This is a genomic window from Photobacterium gaetbulicola, assembly GCF_003025515.1.
GTDB classification, from domain to species: domain Bacteria; phylum Pseudomonadota; class Gammaproteobacteria; order Enterobacterales; family Vibrionaceae; genus Photobacterium; species Photobacterium gaetbulicola.
In genome coordinates this window covers 352,623-373,066 of record NZ_PYME01000001.1, presented here as the reverse complement: position 1 = coordinate 373,066, position 20,444 = coordinate 352,623, and the positions used below count along the sequence as shown (strand labels likewise).

Annotated in this window: 24 protein-coding genes and 1 pseudogene; 16 read left to right on the top strand and 9 right to left on the bottom strand. The window is 42.7% G+C overall.

Annotated features, from left to right (window positions below):
• From C9J03_RS01565 to C9J03_RS01535, 6 genes are all read left to right on the top strand, one after another.
• The coding region (locus tag C9J03_RS01565; protein WP_249031104.1) for a reverse transcriptase domain-containing protein at window positions 1-737 on the top strand (737 nt) is incomplete at its 5' end.
• A 111-nt stretch (window positions 738-848) separates the two neighbouring features.
• Window positions 849-1,193, top strand: coding sequence for an ArsR/SmtB family transcription factor (locus C9J03_RS01560; protein ID WP_044621066.1), 345 nt, complete (start codon window positions 849-851; stop codon window positions 1,191-1,193).
• Window positions 1,194-1,273: 80 nt separating this feature from the next.
• A complete protein-coding gene (gene arsB, locus C9J03_RS01555; RefSeq protein WP_044621065.1) occupies window positions 1,274-2,305 on the top strand; it encodes an ACR3 family arsenite efflux transporter in 1,032 nt (343 codons plus the stop codon).
• 294 nt (window positions 2,306-2,599) lie between these two features.
• Window positions 2,600-3,592 carry a D-alanine--D-alanine ligase gene (locus tag C9J03_RS01545; RefSeq protein WP_044621063.1) on the top strand — a complete coding sequence of 331 codons (993 nt, stop codon included), beginning with the start codon at window positions 2,600-2,602 and terminating at the stop codon, window positions 3,590-3,592.
• 105 nt (window positions 3,593-3,697) lie between these two features.
• Entirely contained in the window at window positions 3,698-3,871 is a 174-nt protein-coding gene (locus C9J03_RS01540; RefSeq protein ID WP_082060472.1) for a YhfG family protein, read from the top strand.
• Complete coding sequence (locus C9J03_RS01535; protein WP_044621062.1) at window positions 3,861-4,499, top strand: putative adenosine monophosphate-protein transferase Fic; 639 nt, start codon at window positions 3,861-3,863, stop codon at window positions 4,497-4,499. The genes C9J03_RS01540 and C9J03_RS01535 overlap by 11 nt, the downstream gene beginning before the upstream one ends.
• 83 nt (window positions 4,500-4,582) lie before the next feature.
• Here C9J03_RS01535 and C9J03_RS01530 read toward each other — a convergent pair whose 3' ends face one another.
• A complete protein-coding gene (locus C9J03_RS01530) occupies window positions 4,583-5,554 on the bottom strand; it encodes a tyrosine-type recombinase/integrase (RefSeq protein ID WP_044621061.1) in 972 nt (323 codons plus the stop codon).
• 169 nt (window positions 5,555-5,723) lie between these two features.
• Between C9J03_RS01530 and C9J03_RS01525 the strand changes: the two genes are divergently transcribed.
• Window positions 5,724-6,104, top strand: a complete 381-nt coding sequence (locus C9J03_RS01525) for a DUF3319 domain-containing protein (protein WP_231580632.1) — start codon at window positions 5,724-5,726, stop codon at window positions 6,102-6,104.
• A 55-nt stretch (window positions 6,105-6,159) separates the two neighbouring features.
• Here the strand turns inward: C9J03_RS01525 and C9J03_RS01520 are convergent, their stop codons facing one another.
• The gene (locus C9J03_RS01520; RefSeq protein ID WP_044621060.1) at window positions 6,160-6,675 is read right to left on the bottom strand and encodes an ATP-dependent zinc protease family protein; all 516 of its coding nucleotides are present in this window, start codon (window positions 6,673-6,675) and stop codon (window positions 6,160-6,162) included.
• Between the two features lie 90 nt (window positions 6,676-6,765).
• Window positions 6,766-7,371: an HAD family hydrolase gene (locus tag C9J03_RS01515; protein WP_044621059.1), complete on the bottom strand. Its 606-nt coding sequence runs from the start codon at window positions 7,369-7,371 to the stop codon at window positions 6,766-6,768.
• 117 nt (window positions 7,372-7,488) lie between these two features.
• On the opposite strand from C9J03_RS01515, the gene yciH reads away from it, so the two are divergent.
• The 3 genes and pseudogenes from yciH to C9J03_RS27255 form a co-directional block, all read left to right on the top strand.
• Window positions 7,489-7,812 (top strand): stress response translation initiation inhibitor YciH, encoded by a 324-nt coding sequence (yciH, locus tag C9J03_RS01510; protein WP_044621058.1) that lies wholly within the window; start codon window positions 7,489-7,491, stop codon window positions 7,810-7,812.
• 423 nt (window positions 7,813-8,235) lie between these two features.
• On the top strand, window positions 8,236-8,403 hold the full coding sequence (locus C9J03_RS27260; protein WP_420812989.1) for a helix-turn-helix domain-containing protein: 168 nt from the start codon (window positions 8,236-8,238) through the stop codon (window positions 8,401-8,403).
• Between the two features lie 69 nt (window positions 8,404-8,472).
• Window positions 8,473-8,754, top strand: a pseudogene (locus C9J03_RS27255) (ISNCY family transposase); the annotation flags it as partial.
• Window positions 8,755-8,994: 240 nt separating this feature from the next.
• Here C9J03_RS27255 and C9J03_RS01500 read toward each other — a convergent pair.
• The gene (locus C9J03_RS01500; RefSeq protein WP_044621057.1) at window positions 8,995-10,698 is read right to left on the bottom strand and encodes an AMP-binding protein; all 1,704 of its coding nucleotides are present in this window, start codon (window positions 10,696-10,698) and stop codon (window positions 8,995-8,997) included.
• Between the two features lie 30 nt (window positions 10,699-10,728).
• On the bottom strand, window positions 10,729-11,862 hold the full coding sequence (locus tag C9J03_RS01495) for a Glu/Leu/Phe/Val family dehydrogenase (protein ID WP_044621056.1): 1,134 nt from the start codon (window positions 11,860-11,862) through the stop codon (window positions 10,729-10,731).
• Window positions 11,863-12,074: 212 nt separating this feature from the next.
• Here C9J03_RS01495 and C9J03_RS26575 point away from each other — a divergent pair, with 212 nt between their 5' ends.
• Both C9J03_RS26575 and C9J03_RS01490 read left to right on the top strand, forming a co-directional pair.
• Window positions 12,075-12,227 carry a hypothetical protein gene (locus C9J03_RS26575; RefSeq protein ID WP_162845537.1) on the top strand — a complete coding sequence of 51 codons (153 nt, stop codon included), beginning with the start codon at window positions 12,075-12,077 and terminating at the stop codon, window positions 12,225-12,227.
• Between the two features lie 126 nt (window positions 12,228-12,353).
• On the top strand, window positions 12,354-12,710 hold the full coding sequence (locus C9J03_RS01490) for a TraR/DksA family transcriptional regulator (RefSeq protein ID WP_044621055.1): 357 nt from the start codon (window positions 12,354-12,356) through the stop codon (window positions 12,708-12,710).
• Here C9J03_RS01490 and C9J03_RS01485 read toward each other — a convergent pair.
• Complete coding sequence (locus C9J03_RS01485; protein ID WP_044621054.1) at window positions 12,707-13,180, bottom strand: NUDIX hydrolase; 474 nt, start codon at window positions 13,178-13,180, stop codon at window positions 12,707-12,709. The two genes, C9J03_RS01490 and C9J03_RS01485, sit on opposite strands and share 4 nt — an antisense overlap.
• Before the next feature lie 352 nt (window positions 13,181-13,532).
• On the opposite strand from C9J03_RS01485, the gene rpoS reads away from it, so the two are divergent.
• Together rpoS and C9J03_RS01470 are read left to right on the top strand one after the other, a co-directional pair.
• Window positions 13,533-14,408, top strand: coding sequence for an RNA polymerase sigma factor RpoS (gene rpoS / locus C9J03_RS01480; RefSeq protein ID WP_082060471.1), 876 nt, complete (start codon window positions 13,533-13,535; stop codon window positions 14,406-14,408).
• 498 nt (window positions 14,409-14,906) lie between these two features.
• On the top strand, window positions 14,907-15,443 hold the full coding sequence (locus C9J03_RS01470; protein WP_044621053.1) for a YceB family lipoprotein: 537 nt from the start codon (window positions 14,907-14,909) through the stop codon (window positions 15,441-15,443).
• Window positions 15,444-15,498: 55 nt separating this feature from the next.
• Here C9J03_RS01470 and C9J03_RS01465 read toward each other — a convergent pair whose 3' ends face one another.
• Window positions 15,499-15,795, bottom strand: a complete 297-nt coding sequence (locus C9J03_RS01465; protein ID WP_044621895.1) for a hypothetical protein — start codon at window positions 15,793-15,795, stop codon at window positions 15,499-15,501.
• Between the two features lie 201 nt (window positions 15,796-15,996).
• The gene (chrA, locus tag C9J03_RS01460; protein WP_044621052.1) at window positions 15,997-17,145 is read right to left on the bottom strand and encodes a chromate efflux transporter; all 1,149 of its coding nucleotides are present in this window, start codon (window positions 17,143-17,145) and stop codon (window positions 15,997-15,999) included.
• A gap of 408 nt (window positions 17,146-17,553) precedes the next feature.
• Here chrA and C9J03_RS01455 point away from each other — a divergent pair, with 408 nt between their 5' ends.
• Together C9J03_RS01455 and C9J03_RS01450 are read left to right on the top strand one after the other, a co-directional pair.
• On the top strand, window positions 17,554-18,480 hold the full coding sequence (locus C9J03_RS01455; RefSeq protein ID WP_044621894.1) for a LysR family transcriptional regulator: 927 nt from the start codon (window positions 17,554-17,556) through the stop codon (window positions 18,478-18,480).
• Between the two features lie 62 nt (window positions 18,481-18,542).
• Window positions 18,543-19,130: an OmpA family protein gene (locus C9J03_RS01450; protein WP_082060469.1), complete on the top strand. Its 588-nt coding sequence runs from the start codon at window positions 18,543-18,545 to the stop codon at window positions 19,128-19,130.
• A 54-nt stretch (window positions 19,131-19,184) separates the two neighbouring features.
• On the opposite strand, the gene C9J03_RS01445 is transcribed toward C9J03_RS01450, so the two are convergent.
• A complete protein-coding gene (locus C9J03_RS01445; protein WP_044621051.1) occupies window positions 19,185-20,294 on the bottom strand; it encodes a 1-acyl-sn-glycerol-3-phosphate acyltransferase in 1,110 nt (369 codons plus the stop codon).
• Window positions 20,295-20,444: the final 150 nt, after the last annotated feature.

The following is a 20,444-nucleotide window of genomic DNA, read 5'->3' as shown; positions in this document are numbered from 1 at the left end:
GAGGGACACCACAGGGTGGCCCATTATCTCCGCTGCTATCAAATATCGTATTAGATGAGTTGGATAAAGAGCTTGAACGAAGAGGGCATAAGTTCTGCCGATATGCAGACGACTGCCAAATCTACGTACACAGTGAGGAAGCCGCAAATCGAGTAAAAGCCTCGATAACGGAGTTCTTGGAGCAGAAACTGAAACTCACGGTCAACCGGGAGAAGAGTGCGGCAACAAGAGTGACAGAGCGGACTTACTTAGGCCATCGCTTCCAACGAGATGGAAGTATCCATATCTCGAAGACAGCACAAACTCACATGAAGAAGCGAGTGCGTCAAATAACGAAGCGGAATCGAGGACGAGAGTTGAAGACAGTAATAGTCGAACTAACTCAATATCTAAGAGGTTGGCAACACTACTTCAAGCTCGCCATGCGGAAAAGCGCGATGCAGCGCTTGGATGAATGGATAAGACGGCGCTTACGGTGCTACCGACTCAAGCAGCGAAAACGCAGACACAGCATAGCGACATGGTTACGCCAAGAAGGCGTAAACGAGCGCAATGCTTGGAAGCTAGCGATGTCAGAGAAAGGATGGTGGCATCTGGCTTTATCGCCGCAGCTCAATCAGGCCATGCCAGTTAAATGGTTCAAGGAGATGGGCATGTACTCATTGAGAGATGGGTATGAGTCACTGAAAATATATTCGGAACCGCCGTATGCGACCCACGCTTGTACGGTGGTGTGAGAGGACGGAGGCCGTGAGGCCTCCTCCTACTCGATTGTATAAGCCAACGATTCGGTATTTCGTGAAATATCGAATCTTGATCATTTCAATGTTTGTTGTAATATTGAAATTATGAACAGAGATGATGCAACAACAATTTTTGACTCACTGTCTTCAGGTGTACGGCTTGATGCATGGCGTTTGCTGGTAAAGGCTGGAAATGAAGGCAAGGTCGCGGGGGAAATGGCAAAGGAAATGGGGATTGCCCCGAACGCTTTGTCGTTTCACTTGAAGGCGATGTTACATGCGGGGCTAGTATCCGTTGAACAACAGGGGAGGTTTCTGCGCTACAGAGCAAATATCACTTTGATGATCGACTTGATCAAGTATCTAACCGAAGAGTGTTGCGGTGAGGATACTCAAGCTAGTTGTCACCCGAGCCAGCTCAATGCTGTGTGTACACAAGCAGACAAGTAATCATGCCCATATTGGGTTGAGTGGCCGATGTCTTAAAATTTCATTAAACGTAAATTCAATAAGTTGTAGAGGTTCCCATTATGGGTGTTTTCGAGCGTTTCCTCAGTGCATGGGTTGGGCTGGGTATGCTGGCCGGAATAGTTGGTGGCGTACTGTTTCCTGAGCTGTTTACCATGCTGGGCGACTTGCAGTATGCACAAATCAACATGGTTATAGCGGTGTTGATTTGGCTGATGATTTATCCAATGATGATGCAGGTAGATTTTGCATCGATTAAACAATTTCATCGCCGCCCTAAAGGCTTGGTTGTGACCATTGTTGTCAACTGGTTCATTAAACCATTCTCCATGGCATTGCTGGCTATCTTATTTATCCGCTACCTGTTTGGTGGGTGGATTTCACCGTCGTTGGGGGAAGAGTATATCGCCGGTATGATCCTGCTGGGTGTGGCACCATGTACTGCGATGGTCTTCGTATGGAGTCAGTTAACCAGAGGTGATGCCAATTATACGGTGGTCCAGGTTGCGATTAATGACTTGATTATGGTTGTTGCTTTCGCTCCCATCGCGGCCTTGCTCCTAGGGGTAACAGATATCACTGTACCCTGGGACACGTTGTTGCTTTCAGTCACATTGTTCGTTGTTATTCCATTAATTGCCGGGGCCATTACCCGTCATTACTTGCACAGAAAAGGTAGTAAGCAAGACAAGCTGGATAAATTGGCTGCAACTCTCAAACCTTTCTCTATCTTGGGTTTGGTCGGTACTGTGATTCTTTTATTCGGCTTCCAAGCTCAGACAATTATTGATAATCCTTTGGATATCTTACTGATAGCCATTCCGCTATTGATTCAGACTTATTTAATTTTTGCCGTAGCCTATATATGGATGAAAAAGTGGAAGCAACCACATAATGTTGCAGCGCCAGGTGCCATGATAGGTGCTTCTAACTTTTTTGAGTTGGCTGTCGCAGTGGCAATCAGTTTGTTTGGTATCCATTCTGGTGCGGCACTCGCAACCGTAGTGGGGGTATTGGTTGAGGTACCGGTAATGTTGTCACTTGTTGCATACGCCAATAAAACACGCCATCAATTTGGGCCTGAAATAGCATAACGGCTATCACACACAGCCCAACGTCTTGTCTGGTGAAACGGTGGGCTTTGTGTTTTGCCACCAAAAATCACAGGGCCTGGGTGATTTTTGGTTCAAGCGGCTGCTATTTGTCAAAAAAACGAAAGAAATAGCCATAAGTATAGATATGAGGTGCAATAGTCACCTTTTTTTTATTACTATTAAGAAAGATTTTTATATACAGCTTATGTTTTTACAGTATTGGCATGCATGAAGGTGTATAAGCAACAATTAGCCACTGGCTATGAGAGCCAGTGACAATAACAAGGGATGATAATGAGCTCAATCCACGTTTTATTACTCTGTGGCGGCGGAAGTGCCGAACACGAAGTCTCTCTAGTATCTGCAAATTACATTGAACAGCAGCTCAAGCAGATTGACAACATTACCTATACCCGAATAGAAATGAAGTCTGATGGCTGGTTCAATCACCAGGGCCAGCTTTGTCACCTTAACCTCGACCGCACATTACAGCAGGGCGGTGACAAATCTACCGTCGATTATGTTATTCCGTGTGTTCATGGTTTTCCCGGTGAAACTGGCGATCTCCAGTCGTTTCTTGATATGGCCAAGCTGCCTTACCTTGGTTGTGGTGCGGAAGCGAGCACTAATTGCTTCAACAAAATAACAACCAAGCTATGGTTCGATGCTCTGGGAATTCCAAATACGCCATATGTGTTCTTGAGTGAAAATACCTCTGAAGCACACCAGCAGGCAGCAGACGCTTTTGATAAGTGGGGTAAAGTATTTGTCAAAGCCGCGAGCCAAGGTTCGTCTGTTGGCTGTTACCGAGTCACTGAAAAAGAGGCTTTGGAAGAGGCTATCAATGCGGCATTCGGTTATTCAGAGCAAGTTTTGATTGAAAAAGCGATTAAGCCGCGTGAGTTGGAGATCTCTTCTTACCAGTATAATGGTGAGCTAATTATTACTAAGCCTGGTGAAGTATCGTGTCCTGACGACCAATTCTACACCTACGAAGAGAAATACAGTGCAGATAGCCACTCGACAACGGTGGTTGAAGCGACAAACCTTACCGAGGAGCAAATTGATGCGATCAGGGGGTATGCTCGCAAAGCCTTTGTTCATATGAAGCTTAAGGATCTGTCGCGAATTGATTTCTTCTTGAGTGAGGAGGGTGAGATCCTTCTGAATGAAATCAATACATTCCCTGGAATGACGCCGATATCGATGTTCCCTAAAATGCTTGAGCACCATGGCCATACGTTCAAAGGCTTCTTGGAGCAAGCAATCAAGAATGCTGTGAAATAATTGAAGAGCCGGGTTAGCCCGGCTTTTTTTCATCTCAAATCAGACTGGCTATAATCAGATATAGTACGCCAGCGCAGATAACGATTATGAGGCGACAGATAATTAATGTTAACGGATGATGAGAAAAAAAGGCGCTTTAAGCAGTTACAGGCGAAGAATTATCGTGCCAGTCTGCGACTTGAAGGTATTCACCTTGAGCCTGAAGAAAGTGTCATTCATGAGGGTGGTCTGCTGGAAGTTGAACAAATTAACAAGTTGAAAGGTCAATATGCCAGATAGGTATGGGGTAGATAGAGATCCAGACTGTTATCCAAACAGTACGGTACTTATTAATTTGCTCAATATTCGAGATGAGGACGAACTCGAAGCGGCTGAGCGTGATTTTACGCGGGTCCGGGCTAGTCATTTTGAGCCTGATTTCAATAACTTCTCGTTTGACTACCTGAAAAAAATTCATCGTATCCTTTTCCAGGATCTCTACCCGTGGGCTGGCATACCAAGAACGGTTGATATCACAAAAGGAGAGACTCGGTTTTGTCACTGGGAAAATATTGAACGGGAATCCGTAAAACTATTGGAGCAGTTGGCAAGTCGAGATCACTTATGCCATTTGGGACGGCAAGATTTTATTGAGAAAATTGCTTATTTCTACTGTGAGCTCAATGTTATCCACCCATTCAGAGAAGGAAATGGGCGGGTACAGCGGATCTTCTTTGAAATCCTGGCAATTAACGCCGGTTATGAAGTGTGCTGGGAAGGGATAGGGCTTGATGAATGGGTAGCGGCAAATCAAGCAGGTTATTTTGGCAATATGGAACCATTAATGTCCTTATTCGACAGAATAACCGCATGCATAGATATGTCGAAAGGCTACAGCGAGCATTGGACTGATGAACCCAAAAGATAAAACACCTTTTTTGCCTCTAACGCACTATAATTTTATGGTTATTGAAAATAACTACAATTTCCTCTCAAAACAAAAATTCAGTGCTACTTTTCCCAAGGTTTTGGCTTAATAAACTTACTAATTTCTTTCTCATGCCTATCGGTGTTGCCGACATATTGCGCGGGCATCGCCGGGCTTTTCCATCGGCCTTGTTCTTGGATTTCAACAATTGAAAGTCCGGCGTCTGATAGGTCCTGAGCAGCACCTACACGCGGAGATTGGCCCGAAAACAGGGAGGTATTGCCAAGCCCCAGTTCTTCGCTTGCCCGGCGGAACACACGGTAGATAGATGAATGGTCTAATGGTTTGTCGCCAATATTGCCGTGACGGTCGATACGTCTAAAAACAAACCCGTCGATGACCATACCGAGCATCAGCCATCTTTGTAGAGCTTTTGAGGCAATTGAGCTGAGTGAGATTGTTGTACTGCCTACCTCTAGGTCAATGAGACCGGAACTATGGATATAAAGGTTTTCTACGCATAGCGCAGCCAATTCACTCCGTTTTAGCATAGCTTCGAACATAACAGCCCATATCGCTAAATCTCTGACATCCTTAGGCTTTGTAGACAATTCAAAATAGTCGACTAGTTGCTGAAGATGTTCATCTCGAAATGGGGCTGCGTTCTGGGAGTCATCATGTTTTTCAAGCTGCTGTTTTTTCATAGCAATACGTATCTCAGCTTTAGCGCAAGGATCACTGAGGTTGTGGCAGCGATGGATAAGTGAAATAGTGACCATGTAACGTTTCAAGCTGGCCAATTTCCTTTTCTTTGCCATTTGTTCGATATAACGATGAACCGTATCCGGCTTGGCCGGCAGGGCGGGTATGTGCTCTGCGCTGCAGAAGCTCAAGAAATTATTCCAGTCGTTCTTGAATGAAATGAGCGTATTCGAGGCGTACTTATTGTGAGTTAAGTTATCGAGAAGGGCTGTGGACTCGAGCGGTTTCGAAAAACGTTTAATGCTTTTTAAACATTCAGTCTTATCTAGTATTGCAGCAATCTCTTTGGCCATAACTTACTCTTCTAATGCACTATAATTTGTATTAAGTGATATTCTAATATAGAAATTGATGAACTTCATATATAATCGCAAAAAAATAACAATAATGAGCCTTGACAGCAGACAAACGCAGATTTTGATGCTTATATTAAAATAACTGATGATAATCATGAGGTTCATTATGGCTCAACCAAACGAGGCAGAAATGAAAAAAAGACTGTTCCATCGAGGCCACAATATTGAAAACGCCTCAGGAGCACCCGATGGTTGGAAGACAACTATCAATGGAAATACTGTTATCAATAAGCTTACTCTTGTAAAAAAGAGCATTGACTGGTGGTACGATATGCAAACGTTCATGCCACCGGAAAAATTCCTTGCCCGAAATTCATCAGAGAAGAATGGTCAAAAAATAGAAGAATACAAAGGCTATAAGTTGATCAATGATAATGGTGAGCCTAATGGCTGGTATGTTATCTTAGGGACTAAACTCTTAAAAGGCTCTCCAGATGCAATAAAAAAGCACTTAGATTTAGTTATTACAAAAATGCAGAAGAGCTAATAGAAAACGCCCAGAATAGGGCGTTTTTGTTAACTATATTTATATAACGAATGAGTTAATCATCTTCATCTAGCTTTTCAACGTCTACAAGATAATCACCCTCAAGCCAGTTTCTTCCAATCAGTAGCTTATACTCAAGTTTGCTCCGGTCTCGCAAATTGACCGCGACAGTTTTGTGTTCACCATTCCAGCCTAAGTCCATTTTTACTGCATAACGGCGCTCAACCCCCTGGGCATTACGAATTTTACTAACCTTGACGATTTTCCCTTTGAAGGTGGCTTCTTCACCTTTTTCATTAATAGAGGTGAATTGGACGGTATGGCCAAGGTGATCGCGCATGTTATCACTGTCACTTTCTTCACCTATGACCTTGATATCCTTAGCATGAATGGAGGTTGTCGCAGCTCCAGTGTCAATACGGGCCAAATAATCCATTTCTAAATCATAGACTTTGATTGTCTCGACTTGACCTACAATAGATTTGGAATCATCATTTTTAGCCTCAGCTAAGGCAAGGTTAGAACCCGCAACAGAGAACAACAGCAATGCAGGGATTAAAAGTCTCTTCACGAATACTCCTGACTATTAGGTACAAATTGTTAGGCAATATGCCATTTTTAAGATGAACGATAAATGAATTTCATCTTGTTATGAGAAATTCTAGTTAATTTTTAGCAAATTACGAATATCGCGACAGCTTTCCTGCGGGGATTTAAACAGAAAAACCTTGAAACCAAGCGATTTAGCTGCCTCTAAATTTTTAGGTTGGTCATCAATAAATAATGACTCTTCCGGATTGATCTCAAAGCGCTGGCATAGTAATTCAAAAATTTCAGTTTCAGGCTTAATGCTAAGCTCTTTGCCGGATACTAAGCCTCCATCGAAGAGCTGGTACAACCCATGTCTTTCATTGAGCTTTTCAAAAAAAGCACTACTCATATTCGTAAGGAAGTAAGCCGAAAGGTTAAGGCTTAGAACCTGGTTAACCAGGTTGTAAGTTTCATCTATCAAGCACAGGCTATTTTGGATATGCTCGAAAAAATCTTCCATCCTCGATTCGGGAAAATTGACTCGCCCGGCGCAACGCGGAATTGCTTCGGCCATCAGCATCGTACCACGATCTAGGGCAAGCCAGTCGGGGTGATTAAGCACACGTTCTAGCAAAAGGGTTTGTTCATCCTTCGAATCTGTAAAGGTAGAGACGATTTTTGCAGGATTCCACTCGAACAAAACAGCACCAAAATCAAAAATTACGTTTTTAATCATAACTGTTTCCGTTACAGTACCTATTATTGATACTATTCTGGTTCAGGTTATATTCAAATGAGAAGTCACAAGATATTACCTGGTTCACAGTTCCAAGAAATTAAACGAGATTATCCCATGAACGACAACAGCCGTTTGGTATTTTCAACAGAAACGGGCCGCATTAAAGAAGATAAACCAGCAGTTCAACGCCCAAAAGGCGATGGTATTGTTCGTATACAACGCCAAACCAAAGGGCGTAAAGGCAAAGGTGTCTGCATCGTAACTGGCTTAGACCTCGAGGATGCACAATTGAAGCTACTTGCTGCTGAATTGAAAAAAGTTTGCGGCTGTGGCGGCTCAGTTAAAGATGGCAATATCGAGATACAAGGTGACAAACGCGATGTCATTAAAGCTGCACTTGAGAAAAAAGGCCACACCGTTAAGCTAGCCGGCGGCTAATTAGTTTCATCGTAAGTCATACATCCCAGAGCCCCGAGCATTGCTTGGGGCTTTTTTAGATAATTTTCACGATAGCAAACTGACACACGCAAACCTGCGAAAGGCATTTTGCTTATCTGCAAATTATCTACTTTATGGTAAATCAGCATTACGGTTAAATAGCACAAAGTGACACTGTAATTGCCACCAAACTTTGCAATGCAGTGATGAAAGAGTGCAGTAGACAGCGTGATTGATGTAGCTGCCGTGAAATAAGGTATCTCTATACAAATATACTACTTAACATAATATACATAATGCGCACTGAGGGTGTAGCCACAAAGCTAAAGTGTCTCTTTTCTACAAAGTGAAAATGTCCTGTTTTTCTTATGTTGATCAGACCCTGTCTGGTCTGTGTGAGATGAACTGAAGATGTTGGTAACCATGAATGATAAAGAGATTTTACGCCTGAGTGCTATCCGTGATGTGTGCGAACACCGTATTCGTCGTTCCGATGCTGCACGCATCCTTTCTCTCAGCGTTCGCCAGGTACAGCGTTTAGTGACACGTTTTCGTGAGTCCGGTGCCGCTGGCTTTGTCCATCAACGCTGAGACAAACCGTCATCGAATAAAATCAACGACAGCATTCGTCACCGTTGCTTAAGTTTGCTCAATCAAAAATACCCTGACTTTGGCCCAACGTTAGCCCACGAAAAACTCACCGTGCGTCACGACATTTCAATTTCATTGGAGACGTTACGCCAATGGATGATTGCTGATGGTATCTGGGTTCCCCATGCCAAACGCAAGCCGCGAGTTTACCAACCTCGTCATCGCCGAGATTGTTTGGGCGAACTGGTTCAAATTGACGGCTCCCACCATGACTGGTTCGAAGGTCGCAGCCCCAAATGCTGCTGGCTGGTTTACATTGATGATTCCTGTAGTCGACTGATGAAATTGAGGTGCTTTTGACTCTTCGTGAGTAATCTAACGGTTACTCTATGAAACTAGACTCAAGCATTTTCTTAGTGCTGATAGCAAAAATCAGCAGTCAACGCTATAAGTAAATAACACTTAATATTTTATTGGTTTGTTATGGAATTAGTTACCGGCCTTTATCTTTGGATTGTATTTACCCTCTTTATACTCTTGTTGCTGATATTGTTCTTGCTCAACTAAAGAGCGTGTTGGATATAACCGCTTTTATTTCTTTCGATACTTTTCAATTTCTTTTTCACGCATTTCAAATTTCTGAAACTTTCCTGTTACGGTCATTGGAAATGAATGTACAAATCGGATATATCTAGGCACTTTGAAGTGGGTGATCTGATCGCGACAGTAATTACGAACTTCCTCTTCTGTCATACTTTCATTTTCATGTAACTGAACCCATGCAACCACTTCTTCACCGTAAAATTCATCTGGGATCCCGAACACCGCAGCTTGCTGAACTTTCGGGTGGGAAAACAGGAGATCTTCGACTTCTCTGGGATAGATGTTTTCACCTCCGCGGATAATTAATTCTTTTATCCGTCCGGTAATTCTCACATAGCCATCGACATCCATGGTGCCCAGGTCACCAGAATGCAGCCACCCCTGTTCATCTATAGCTTCCTTGGTGCCTTCCACATTAGCATAGTAACCTTTCATTATGTGATAGCCACGAAAACAGATCTCACCGATCTCGCCTAAAGCAAGTGTTCTTCCTGACTCTATCGCAACCACTTTTACTTCCTGATGAGGAAGGCTTTGACCAACCGTCTGTGTTCTACGCTCCAGAGTATCTTCTCTGGCTGTAAGATGTGTTAACGGCGAGGCTTCCGTTTCACCATAACCAATTAATATTTCATGGCAATGCATGTCGTTCATCACCCGCATCATCAAAGGCATAGGGCAAGGAGCTCCAGCCATAATGCCTGTCCGTAAACTACTCAGGTCATAGCAATCAAACTTTTCATGCTCTAACTCGGCAATGAACATCGTCGGTACCCCATGAATTGCAGTACATTTTTCTGTTTCAATGGCTCGCAATACATCTTCCGGGTCAAAATGCTCAGACGGAATGACTATACAAGCACCGACAGATAAACACAGCAAGTTCGCCAAAACCATGCCAAAACAGTGATAAAAAGGAACCGGTACACATAACCTATCCTGCTCACAAAAATGCATGGATTTTGCAGCAAAGTACGCATTATTCAATATGTTATGATGGCTTAATACCACAGCTTTGGGGAACCCTGTCGTTCCGGATGTATACTGAATATTTATTGCATCGTCGCAGTCCAAGCTATCCGTTACTTCATTAAGAGCTTGATCTGATATGTGCTTACCTTTATCTAGGATATCGAGCCAAACCCTAAAACCATTTGCCGGGCGGCTGGTCTTCTCTGAGCTCTCTGGGTCGAACACCACCACCGAATGTAAATGTGGGAATGCCTTGCTGCTTAGGTACAAGGAATGCCGATTAAGTTCAGGCAGAAGTACCATTAGCATAGAAATATAATTACTACCCCGAAATGAAGGGATCACAAAAAGCCCTTGCACTTCTGAACACTGCAATGCGTACGCCAGTTCATGCTGGCGATAGGCCGGATTGATATTAACTAGAATGCAGCCTATTCTAGCGGTCGCCATCTGTAGCAATAGCCATTCAATGTTATCGGTAGACCAGATACCTATGCGGTCACCTTTCTTAAAACCTGAACCGATAAGCCCTTTGGCTAATTTATCGACTTCTTCCGACAGCTCAAAATAACTAAGCCGGCGACGCTGGTGTATGGAAACCACTGCATCACGTTGTGAATATTTCCGGGCAATATCATTGAAATGCTCCGGAATTGTATTCCCTAGCAATGGTTCTAATGCACCTCGGTGAAAATAACTTTTTTTTGTCCTATCCATCATAATCGACGTCTTCTCCCAACACACGAGCCCTCAAAGAAAATGAGGCGCAGTAGAAAATAATGAATAACGTCTATAGGACATTGCTTTATCCAGGCGTTGTTTTGCTAATACCAATGCAGCATCTCGTGGCAAGATATCCCGCTCATTAACTAACTGGATGACCTGCTGGGTATTGTGTGTAACCTTTTCAGCAATCGATTCAAAGGCTGCTTTTTGAGTCGCACCATGGTATTCCATTGAGGCACAAATCACCCCGCCAGCATTGGCGATAAAATCAGGAATACACAGCACCCCATGTTCATGGAGGTATTTCTCTGCAGTCAAAGTACAAGGAATATTGGCTCCTTGGAGCATGACTTTAGTATTGAGGTCTTGGACATTGCCTTCGTGGATAACATCAGGCCTTGCGGCGGGTATCCAAATATCACATTCGAGCTTTACCAAATCCTCATTTGATATTTTTTTTGCATCCGGTAGATCAACAACTGACTTGCCATCATTTTTCAAGGCGATTAACGCGCTGACGTCCAAGCCATTTTCATCACATATTGCACCATGAGAATCAGCCACACCTATCAATACAGCCCCTTTATCGGCTAAAAAACGGCTGACATGTTTGCCCACAGCCCCAAACCCTTGAACCACATACTGCGCCCCTTGAACATTAAAGCCGCACTCAACTGCGACAAGGTCGACAACTTGAGCGAGTCCCCACCCTGTGGCGCCTAATTCATCAAGAGGGATCCCTCCCAATTCACGAGGCAATCCCACGACACGGCCAACCTCATCACGGATCCATGCCATACATTCTTCATCAACCCCCATATCAGGAGCAAAAATATATGAGTCCTCATTACGCAACCCATTTGCAAATGCCCTGATCAAAGTCTCTTTATCAGTTTTAGGCATTTTGGGGTTGGCAAGGATCACGGCTTTACCGCCACCATGTGGTAACCCTGCCGCTGCATTTTTATAAGTCATAGCCCTAGCCAGACGCATACACTCTTCAGTTGTCACATCCACGGCCATACGTATGCCACCAACAGAGGGGCCAAGAGCGACGTTATCCACGACTAAGACTGCTTTTAGATCAACAGAGGGCTCATACAAGTGAATCACTTTAAATGGGCCTAGTTCATCTGAGTATTGAAGATTTTGGTCCATCTTCCTCTCACCTTTGCTTAGTACCGTATTTACAACATAGTCTTAAATTCGACTGCGAGGCGCGCAGATTCGAACAGTTTTACAATGAATACTTTTTCAGCAAAATTTTTGATGACCAAGATAAATAACTTGATTAGTCGTAATTCGCTATCTCTGTTTAAATAACGCTATAGATATTTCCAACCTAATTGTTAATAAACAAGGTGTTATATATGTTTTCAGTAGAAGATCGTGTAGTAGCGACTAAAGGTATTGAGCTTGGTGAAATGGTTGTTACTGGCCTAAGCAGTGGCGGATATTATGTTCATGTGACTGTTGATGGCATGACATTGACATACCCAGCTAGAGATCTTAAGAAAGCATAATTCTTACTCTTCAATTTACTATTAGGTAGCTTCGGCTACCTTTTTCGTTTTGATTGCTATAGCGATAACCCCGACAAAACCTATACTTACCCTTATTGATAAATTGACATTAGCTAGGGGCTGCTTATGACCATTGCTTATCATCCTGATTCTGAACTTGACGATGAAAAGCTAAAGCAATTGTATGATGAACTACTTCTGAAACGAGCCCACTTCAAAGAGGAAGTTATAAAACTAAACCACCTGATAGCAAAGAAAGAAGAATGCTCGGTTACTGATGTCGCAGAAGCCGCAAATATTCGTGAAGAAGCAGATCGCGCTATGGGGCTGGTCGAGCAATATACCGAAACCTTATCTCACATTGAAAAAGCCCTACTGCATATGGAGCACGGAACCTATGGTGTTAGCGACAAGACAGGTAACCCTATTCCTTTTGAGCGTCTGAAGATAATTCCATGGACTTCAACATGTGCCGATGACTAGTAATCATCTCTGTGATGTAAAGCACTGCATTCCAATTTCAAATGTGAACAAGGTGACTGCGAAACGAAGTATTGCCAAACGTGCTGATAAAACTTCCGTTGATTGGGGAATGGCACCAACTTTAGTGCCTCCTCCAAGGTGCACCAACGATAATCGATATGCTCATGATTTAAAACAACATTATGATTAGAATTGCATAAAGCTACAAAACCGGCGGCAACAATAATCTTATCGGTATGAAGATCATAAAACGTCTGCAGATAATCGGCGTTGTATAATTCGTAAGGTGAAAGCTGAGTTTCCTCATACAACTCACGTAAAAACGCTTGCCAGGCAAGTTCCTTTTTTTCTATCTTTCCGGCCACCTGGCACCAATATTCACCACTAGTTCGTTTCAGCAATAGCATCTTATTTTCATGTTGATACTTTGTTAAAACCACTCCCGAGACATAATTCGTTAAAAGCTTCATGGCCCCTTCCTAAGTTACACATTGATACAATTGCCTTATATAATGCGACGTTATATCGGCCGTACCCAAGACAAATCGGCATCAATTAAATATGCACAACATACTGATAAACTAGACAACTACCAATGTATATTCCGCGACGTGACACCCAATCAAGATTAAAAACCAAAAAACACAAAAACATCAATTCATAAGACTTTGTCAATAGTCTTTTTCGACACAATGTTGCTTTTATATAAAAACACACCATTCCTCAATAGCATATGCATAACGTTCATGATACTGTGGTTGTGTAAAAAATAAAACATACATATAACATTTAAGATTATCATTGATTGTTAGGGGTAAGGATATGGATATCAAATCACAAGAAATTAATGGTTTCGATGCTGATGTTATTCATCTGTATCTACAAGAAATCGCGCACAAACCTTTACTTACCAAAGAAGAAGAGGTTCTTTACAGCAGGAAATGCTTGCGAGGTGACCCATTCTCAAAAGCGACAATGATCGAGAGTAACTTACGCCTGGTTGTCAGTATTGCCAAGAAATACCGTAACAGTGGTATGTCCCTCAGTGATTTAATTGATGAAGGAAATATTGGGTTGATCACCGCTGTAGAAAAGTTTGATCCTGAGCGTGGCTTTAGATTTTCCACTTACGCTACATGGTGGATAAAGCAAACTATTGAACGTGCCATTCACAACCAAGCACGTACAATACGATTACCTGTTCATGTTTCAAAAGAAATCAATACGATTTTACGAACACACAAACAGTTGATGAAGACCACTAACCAGGAACCAAGCAAGGAAGAAATTGCTGCTAAGTTAGAACGCTCAGTTGATGATATTTCAAGTGTGCTGGCTTTTGATGCCCCTGTCGTCTCTATTGATCAGCAAATTTCTGATGAGTCAGGTTCACAAACAATTTCAGCCTTCATTGCTGATGACGAAGGCATGAAGCCTGAAAACGAGCTGGACAAACAAGATATAAGTAAACTAGCAATTGCAATGTTAGAAAGCTTAAATACTCGTGATCGTGAAATTTTATGTCGCCGTTTTGGCTTGTTAGGCTATGAAGCGCAGACTCTTCAGCAAGTCGCAGATGAAGTAGGCCTGACTCGCGAGCGAATTCGTCAGCTCCAGGTAAGCTCTCTTAAGAAACTCAAGAATACACTTAGCCGTGAAAATTATGACTTAGAATTATTATTTGCAGAGACAGCATAACTGTTGGCATCTACCGTTAGGCCCTCCTTTTGGGGGGCTTTTTATGTAACCTACAATCTCATCACCCTCTTTTTCTTTGATTCAGATCCTAACCCTATTTTTCAACGATTATATTTAACCTGATTACACCATATATTAGCAGCCTAACGTGATGACTGGGCGATAAATCATATGACGCTAAAAACTAAGTTGATATCAATTGTATCGGCTATATTGTTATTTCAAACAAGCATGAGTTATTCATCATCCGGCAAAAAGGCCAAAGATTGCCAAAAAGTAAATCAGAAGATCGAATCTATTCAGAAAAAAATGCGTAATGGCTACACCCCAAAACAAGGGAGGAAGTACCATAAACAATTGAATAAGTTATACAAGAAGCAATTTGAGTCCTGCTTATAAACTCTGTTAGATACCCCTGCGTATCTCGGAACTGAGCCTTTAAAATATGGCCAATCTGATAACCTTTAGATGTACGATTAAAGGTATGAGGCACGTATTTTGAAAATCATCTTTACCCTAGTTATTTCACTCTTTTTAGCATCTTGCGCGAGTTACAGTGTCACAGAACAGCAGATGCAGGAATATCTTGATGATAGAAGTGGCTTTGAGAGAACCGTTGGCGTCAAAGGGCTAGCGCATGCTAATGTCAAATTTGAAAATGTGAAGGTCGGTATAGGAAGAGTTGCAGATGATCGTGTTAATTTAGATGCTGACTCAAAGGCTAAGATCATGATTCAGGGACAAAGCTCTCAGCTGCTGCAAATCAAAGTCAGTTTTAGTGCTGTGCCCTATTACGATAAAGACGAAGGCGCAATTTTTCTAAATGATTTGAATGTTGAAGATGTTGATATTCAACCTAATGAGTTTAATCTGCCAAGTAAACAGCTCTTGTCTCCGATCATTGAGATGGTCGGTCAATATTTATTAACGAGGCCTGTATATCGATTAAGTGATGAAGATTTCAAACAATCTCTGTTAAAAACGGCAAGGCCTGAACTTTTAATCAAAAACCATGAGTTGGTTATTCAAATTTAATGCAAACATGAGAGCATCAAGTTCTTAATGCTCTCATTGTTAATGTGCTCATCGCTCAGTGAACACTCTTAGATTGCTCCAAGAAATTTGTTCCCGCCGCTTCATCTATGATATGAATTGCCCGTTCCGTCTCAAATGATTTACGCATTGCCTCTGCTGCATAGTTCTTAATGGTAGCTTCATGCGAGCTGATAAAAATAAAGATAAACAAACAAAGCCCGAACAAGGAAGCAAGCATTGCCATGATGGTTCTTTGAACAATTCGTTTCTCTGCTTCTCGCAATTCCCTTTCAAGAATTTCTATAACATCATAATTTGTAAGGTTTGGCCTTATTTTTCTTTGATTTTTCATATAGTTAATTTTGACCAACAAGTGTTAGCTATGTGACGCTACTGTATCAATAGATTCTTAACTATACCTTAATCAGCGACAAACATCCTTTTAGGCATTTTGTTTTTTTGATTAATGTTCAAACTGTACACACCCATAAAGTTATAGTGCGTCAGAATAGCTAAGACACAGCCCGAAGGCTGTGTCATGGTCATGGAATCTCTATGACATCAACGATTGATAACCAACCAATAGTAAGATCAGTCCCCAAACGGGTAGATTCCGATACTTCATCAGATAGAAACCAACGATTACCGCAACAACATCAAAAAATGAACCTATTGACGAAGATATTACGGGCTTGATAAATGCACTCCCCAACAGGCCAACAACACTCGCATTGACCAACAAAATGGACTCTTGCAAACGCTGGTTTTTAAACAAGGCACTCCAAGTCGGTAAAAAAGCAAACAACAGTAAGCCACCAGGTAAAAACACTGCAAGAGTTGCAAGCAGGCTACCGATGAAAGGATTGCCGGAAATCGACGACGCTCCGAGGTAACTCGCCATGGTGAACATAGGTCCTGGCACTAACTGTGCAGACGCATAAGCACTCAAAAAAGTGTCAGGTTCAACCATGCCCTCCATCATTGGTTCTAGAAGCGGTAGTACAACATGTCCGCCACCAAATACAAAACTACCGGCTTGATAAAAAACATTAACAAGGTTTAGCAAATCAGATTGCCCTGCCACCAAGGGGAGGCCAAGCAACAACACGACAAACACGCTAATAAGACCAAGATGAGGTTTAATCATGGTTTGGTTAACTTCTCTTACGTTTTGTTGCTTGTTAGATGAAACAACAAAACCGAAAAGTGCCGCTAATAGAATCGGGACAATTTGGCCAAGAAGGCCAGATGTAACGAAAACACTCACACCGGTTGCGATCGCAACTGCCACAGTCAATGTGCTAGTTAGATTTTTCCTAACCATTCCCCACATAGCATCAGCAACGACCACTACAGCTAGAAGTTTAGCTGCCTGAATGACTGTATCAATAAAAGTCACATCGTTGTATTGCTGGTTACCAATAGCCAAAACGGTCAACAGCATAAACGAAGGAAATGTGAAACCAACAAAGGCAGAAATCGCGCCCAGGTAGCCTGCTTTTTTGAAACCGATGTACATACCCAACTGACTACTTGCCGGTCCTGGTAAGAACTGACATAACGCAACCGCGTGAGTGAAATCTTGATCAGTTAACCACTTCTTATTCTGTACAAACTCACGTTGAAAAAAGCCAATATGAGCCGCAGGGCCACCGAAACTATAAAGACCTAGCAGAAAAAACTGCCACATTACTTTGAACATAAAACCTCCTAATGAGGCCTAGATAATATCGATGGATTTATAATTAATAAAATCGTTATATTTAATTTTGCCCATCGATATAAATAATTACGAGCAATGCTTGTACAGTCACAGGCGTTCCATAATATGAGGTACACTATCGTGCATAATGTTGATTAGGTGCTTTTATTGTCCACCGAAGAAAACAATAAATCGCAAGTTGTTGTTTTAAAAAGATATAGGAAAGTGAACAACCTCCCCCCCTTTCTCCCTAAATTAACAGCGTGATTTCCAGAAGAATTTTTCCCTAATTGCCTTCGATTACTCGTTAGCCACAGAAGCCAACCTTGTCACAAAAGATTCACAAGCATTCTCCCCCATTATGTTCAGTGATATAATTGCCGAGTTAACATGAAGTTGGTCTTACCTATGCTAGAAAATCTGCAACAAATGGTGATCCTTGCGACTGTCGGCCATGAACAAAACTTTACCAGGGCTGCTGAGCGTCTGGGGATCTCTAAGTCTCAGGTCAGTAAACAAATCCGCTTTCTGGAAGAACGCCTTGGGTGTCAACTCGTACAGCGGAGTACTCGTACCGTCGCTTTGACTGAAATTGGTCTGCAATATGCGGAGTACGGCCAGCAATTACTTGATACCGTCAATGAAGCTGAAGCTCTTGTTGCTGGTTACCGTAACGAAATTAAGGGTGTATTACGCATTGGAATTGCGCAGTCTTTCGGTAATTGCCACATCACTTCGGCATTAGCTGAATTCCAAAAAGAACACCCGGGGCTGGAATTGGAGGTGAGTTTATTCGATCATCGCCCCAACCTACTGGAAGAAGGTTTTGACTGCTGGGTCGCCATTCACGAGCACCCACCCGAAGGTATGGTTGCCCGCCGCCTTGCTGATTGTCATTTCGCCGTTGTTGCTTCGCCTGAATATATTCAAACCCATGGCGCACCAAAAGTACCTGGGGACTTACGCCAGCATAACTGCATTACCTACCAAAGCCGCGAACGGAAATACATCAATTGGGAGTTCACTCGAGACGGGGTAAGGCAATCCATCAGAGCCCGCGGCAACTACCGCATCGACAATGCACCTGCAGTGCTTGATGCGGCAATTTCTGGCTTGGGGGTTGCTTATCTAGCAACCTACCTTATTACCGACGAGCTTGAAACCGGAAAACTGATCCAGCTGCTTCCAGAATGGAAAGCCGATGTTGAATTGCCTATTTACGCGGTTTATCCGCGTCGAAAATACCTCGCTCCTAAAGTGCGGTCATTTATCGATTTCATGGCCGAGCGAATGTCTGTCCCACCGTATCGAACCCCCAACCCTGCCACTCGATGATCGACCTCGATATCTTATTTTCGCAGTTGTGATTCGCTTCAGATCAGCTAAACCTAACATATATGACTTCATCATTAGGTTTAGTTGGTTTGAATATTCTAGCACCGCATATTACTTCATCACTACTCGCTCGCGTGTTGTTCATCCTATGCTGTTCAGCGTTGTTTAACGGCTGTGGTAATGGTAGTGACAACGTCACACCCACATCCACGCAATCTACGGGTAGTGCCAATGTGGTGCCCAATGCTCAGATATTGCTCACCGAACTTCCAGAGCTTCGTACTACGGTATATTTCGATGCTGAGAGTTACGAGCTACCCCCTGAAGGCCAACTATTGTTAGACCCTATTGCAGTTCGATTACGTCAACACCCGGATAGCTACGTGATCGTTGTTGGGCACGGTGACGATTTTGAAAATGAAGATAATAATATCGGGCTTTCCTATGAGCGTGCTTTTACCGTTGCTATTTACATTTCTTCGGTTTTCGGTGTCGAAGAGGAGCGTATCCAAATCGTGTCCGCAGGCAGCACCGAGCCGCTCAGCTCAGGCTCCCGTGCAGTCGACAAACAACGTAACCGAAGAGTAGAAGTCGTCTCTCCTAAATCGATAGTACGGACACTAAGCCCGACCAACGATGCAAAGTTCTAGCTAACAGGTTTTCCTAACCCCAAAAAAAAGCAGCCTACTGGCTGCTTTTTTCTCTTACTGCTGTTTCTTCTGCGCAGGTATCGCATACATTTGCTTCAGAATGGAGACAACCCCCTCGGGGAGATCGGCGAGTTTCTCATTGAACTTGGCCACCTCGGCATCATTGACCGAGCTATCAGTCAAACCTGCTGCAATATAATTGGCAGGAAACAGATGATAATTAGCTGTAATCTGACGATCGATTTCATCAGCTAATGACTCAGGAGTGTCAAAGCCAGAGCCAATTACGTCGCCAAAACTGACATGGATACGACGCTTCTGACCGACTATACCCTGAATAATACTCTCGATATCTTCAAACTCACCTTTCTCATAACTGCCCTCAGTTTGTTTCTGGTAGAGTTCTTTCGCCTTGGCAACATCGCAAGGATCGTTTTCGTACGAAATAGCGACCGGAACAATATTGAGTGTTGACATGTAGTCTGAAAACTCAAGTTTCTGTTTACGGCCATCCATGTAAAACATCTTTAGGATTGCAGGATCAGTTTTATCGTTACCATCTTTAGCCCGCCCTTCTTTCTGAGCGATCCAAATGGAGTTCCCTGTCTCTAGCGAATGAGCGATATAACTAGATAGCAGGCCAAGCGCTTTCATCATTTCACGCGGCGCTTTAGCTGACCGCTTAACAATAAAACTCTTGTTCAAACGCATTAACTCGGTTGCACAAGGCTTCTTCAGAAGATTATCGCCAATCGCAATACGCACCGTATTGAAACCATTGTTATACAGGCACCAATTTACCATTGCAGGATCCATGGCAATATCTCTGTGATTCGAGACGAAGAGATAGGATTGCTTCGGATCCAATTTATCCAGCCCACTAAAAGAGACACCGTCACAAGAGTGGTCAATCGTTGCGTGCATATACTTAGCAATTTGACGCTGCACATCATCAACTGTCTTAATATTTGACCATTTGCTTATTAAAAAGCGTTTAATTAGCGGTGTCAGCAACCAGCCGAACACACCCGATAGCTGTGGAAAACGGTAATTAAGAATGGCGTTTATAAATTCTTTATCGTTAACCAGACGCGTAATAGCCCCACTGACTTCATCATCATTATATGGGCGAATTTCTTTGTAAATATCGTTATTAGACTGCACTGTAATGCTTCATATGTTGAAAAATCTGCGACATTTTACGCAGTTTTATTGAATTTACCCAATGGCAACCCCCAAACAACACAATGGTTGGAGGTCTTACCAGACTTAAATGTATCTAATTAAAGCACTTTACCTTTTGAATCCTGACAT

Excerpts from the sequence above, each read along its gene's own strand:
- C9J03_RS01540 (WP_082060472.1), top strand. The coding sequence starts at position 3,698 with ATGTTAACGGATGATGAGAAAAAAAGGCGCTTTAAGCAGTTACAGGCG.
- chrA (WP_044621052.1), bottom strand. The coding sequence starts at position 17,145 with ATGTTCAAAGTAATGTGGCAGTTTTTTCTGCTAGGTCTTTATAGTTTC.
- C9J03_RS01560 (WP_044621066.1), top strand. The coding sequence starts at position 849 with ATGAACAGAGATGATGCAACAACAATTTTTGACTCACTGTCTTCAGGT.
- C9J03_RS01490 (WP_044621055.1), top strand. The coding sequence starts at position 12,354 with ATGACCATTGCTTATCATCCTGATTCTGAACTTGACGATGAAAAGCTA.
- yciH (WP_044621058.1), top strand. The coding sequence starts at position 7,489 with ATGAACGACAACAGCCGTTTGGTATTTTCAACAGAAACGGGCCGCATT.
- C9J03_RS01485 (WP_044621054.1), bottom strand. The coding sequence starts at position 13,180 with ATGAAGCTTTTAACGAATTATGTCTCGGGAGTGGTTTTAACAAAGTAT.
- C9J03_RS01535 (WP_044621062.1), top strand. The coding sequence starts at position 3,861 with ATGCCAGATAGGTATGGGGTAGATAGAGATCCAGACTGTTATCCAAAC.
- C9J03_RS01495 (WP_044621056.1), bottom strand. The coding sequence starts at position 11,862 with ATGGACCAAAATCTTCAATACTCAGATGAACTAGGCCCATTTAAAGTG.
- C9J03_RS01465 (WP_044621895.1), bottom strand. The coding sequence starts at position 15,795 with ATGAAAAATCAAAGAAAAATAAGGCCAAACCTTACAAATTATGATGTT.
- C9J03_RS01455 (WP_044621894.1), top strand. The coding sequence starts at position 17,554 with ATGCTAGAAAATCTGCAACAAATGGTGATCCTTGCGACTGTCGGCCAT.
- rpoS (WP_082060471.1), top strand. The coding sequence starts at position 13,533 with ATGGATATCAAATCACAAGAAATTAATGGTTTCGATGCTGATGTTATT.
- C9J03_RS01525 (WP_231580632.1), top strand. The coding sequence starts at position 5,724 with ATGGCTCAACCAAACGAGGCAGAAATGAAAAAAAGACTGTTCCATCGA.
- C9J03_RS01450 (WP_082060469.1), top strand. The coding sequence starts at position 18,543 with ATGACTTCATCATTAGGTTTAGTTGGTTTGAATATTCTAGCACCGCAT.
- C9J03_RS01545 (WP_044621063.1), top strand. The coding sequence starts at position 2,600 with ATGAGCTCAATCCACGTTTTATTACTCTGTGGCGGCGGAAGTGCCGAA.
- C9J03_RS01500 (WP_044621057.1), bottom strand. The coding sequence starts at position 10,698 with ATGATGGATAGGACAAAAAAAAGTTATTTTCACCGAGGTGCATTAGAA.
- arsB (WP_044621065.1), top strand. The coding sequence starts at position 1,274 with ATGGGTGTTTTCGAGCGTTTCCTCAGTGCATGGGTTGGGCTGGGTATG.
- C9J03_RS01515 (WP_044621059.1), bottom strand. The coding sequence starts at position 7,371 with ATGATTAAAAACGTAATTTTTGATTTTGGTGCTGTTTTGTTCGAGTGG.
- C9J03_RS01530 (WP_044621061.1), bottom strand. The coding sequence starts at position 5,554 with ATGGCCAAAGAGATTGCTGCAATACTAGATAAGACTGAATGTTTAAAA.
- C9J03_RS26575 (WP_162845537.1), top strand. The coding sequence starts at position 12,075 with ATGTTTTCAGTAGAAGATCGTGTAGTAGCGACTAAAGGTATTGAGCTT.
- C9J03_RS27260 (WP_420812989.1), top strand. The coding sequence starts at position 8,236 with ATGAATGATAAAGAGATTTTACGCCTGAGTGCTATCCGTGATGTGTGC.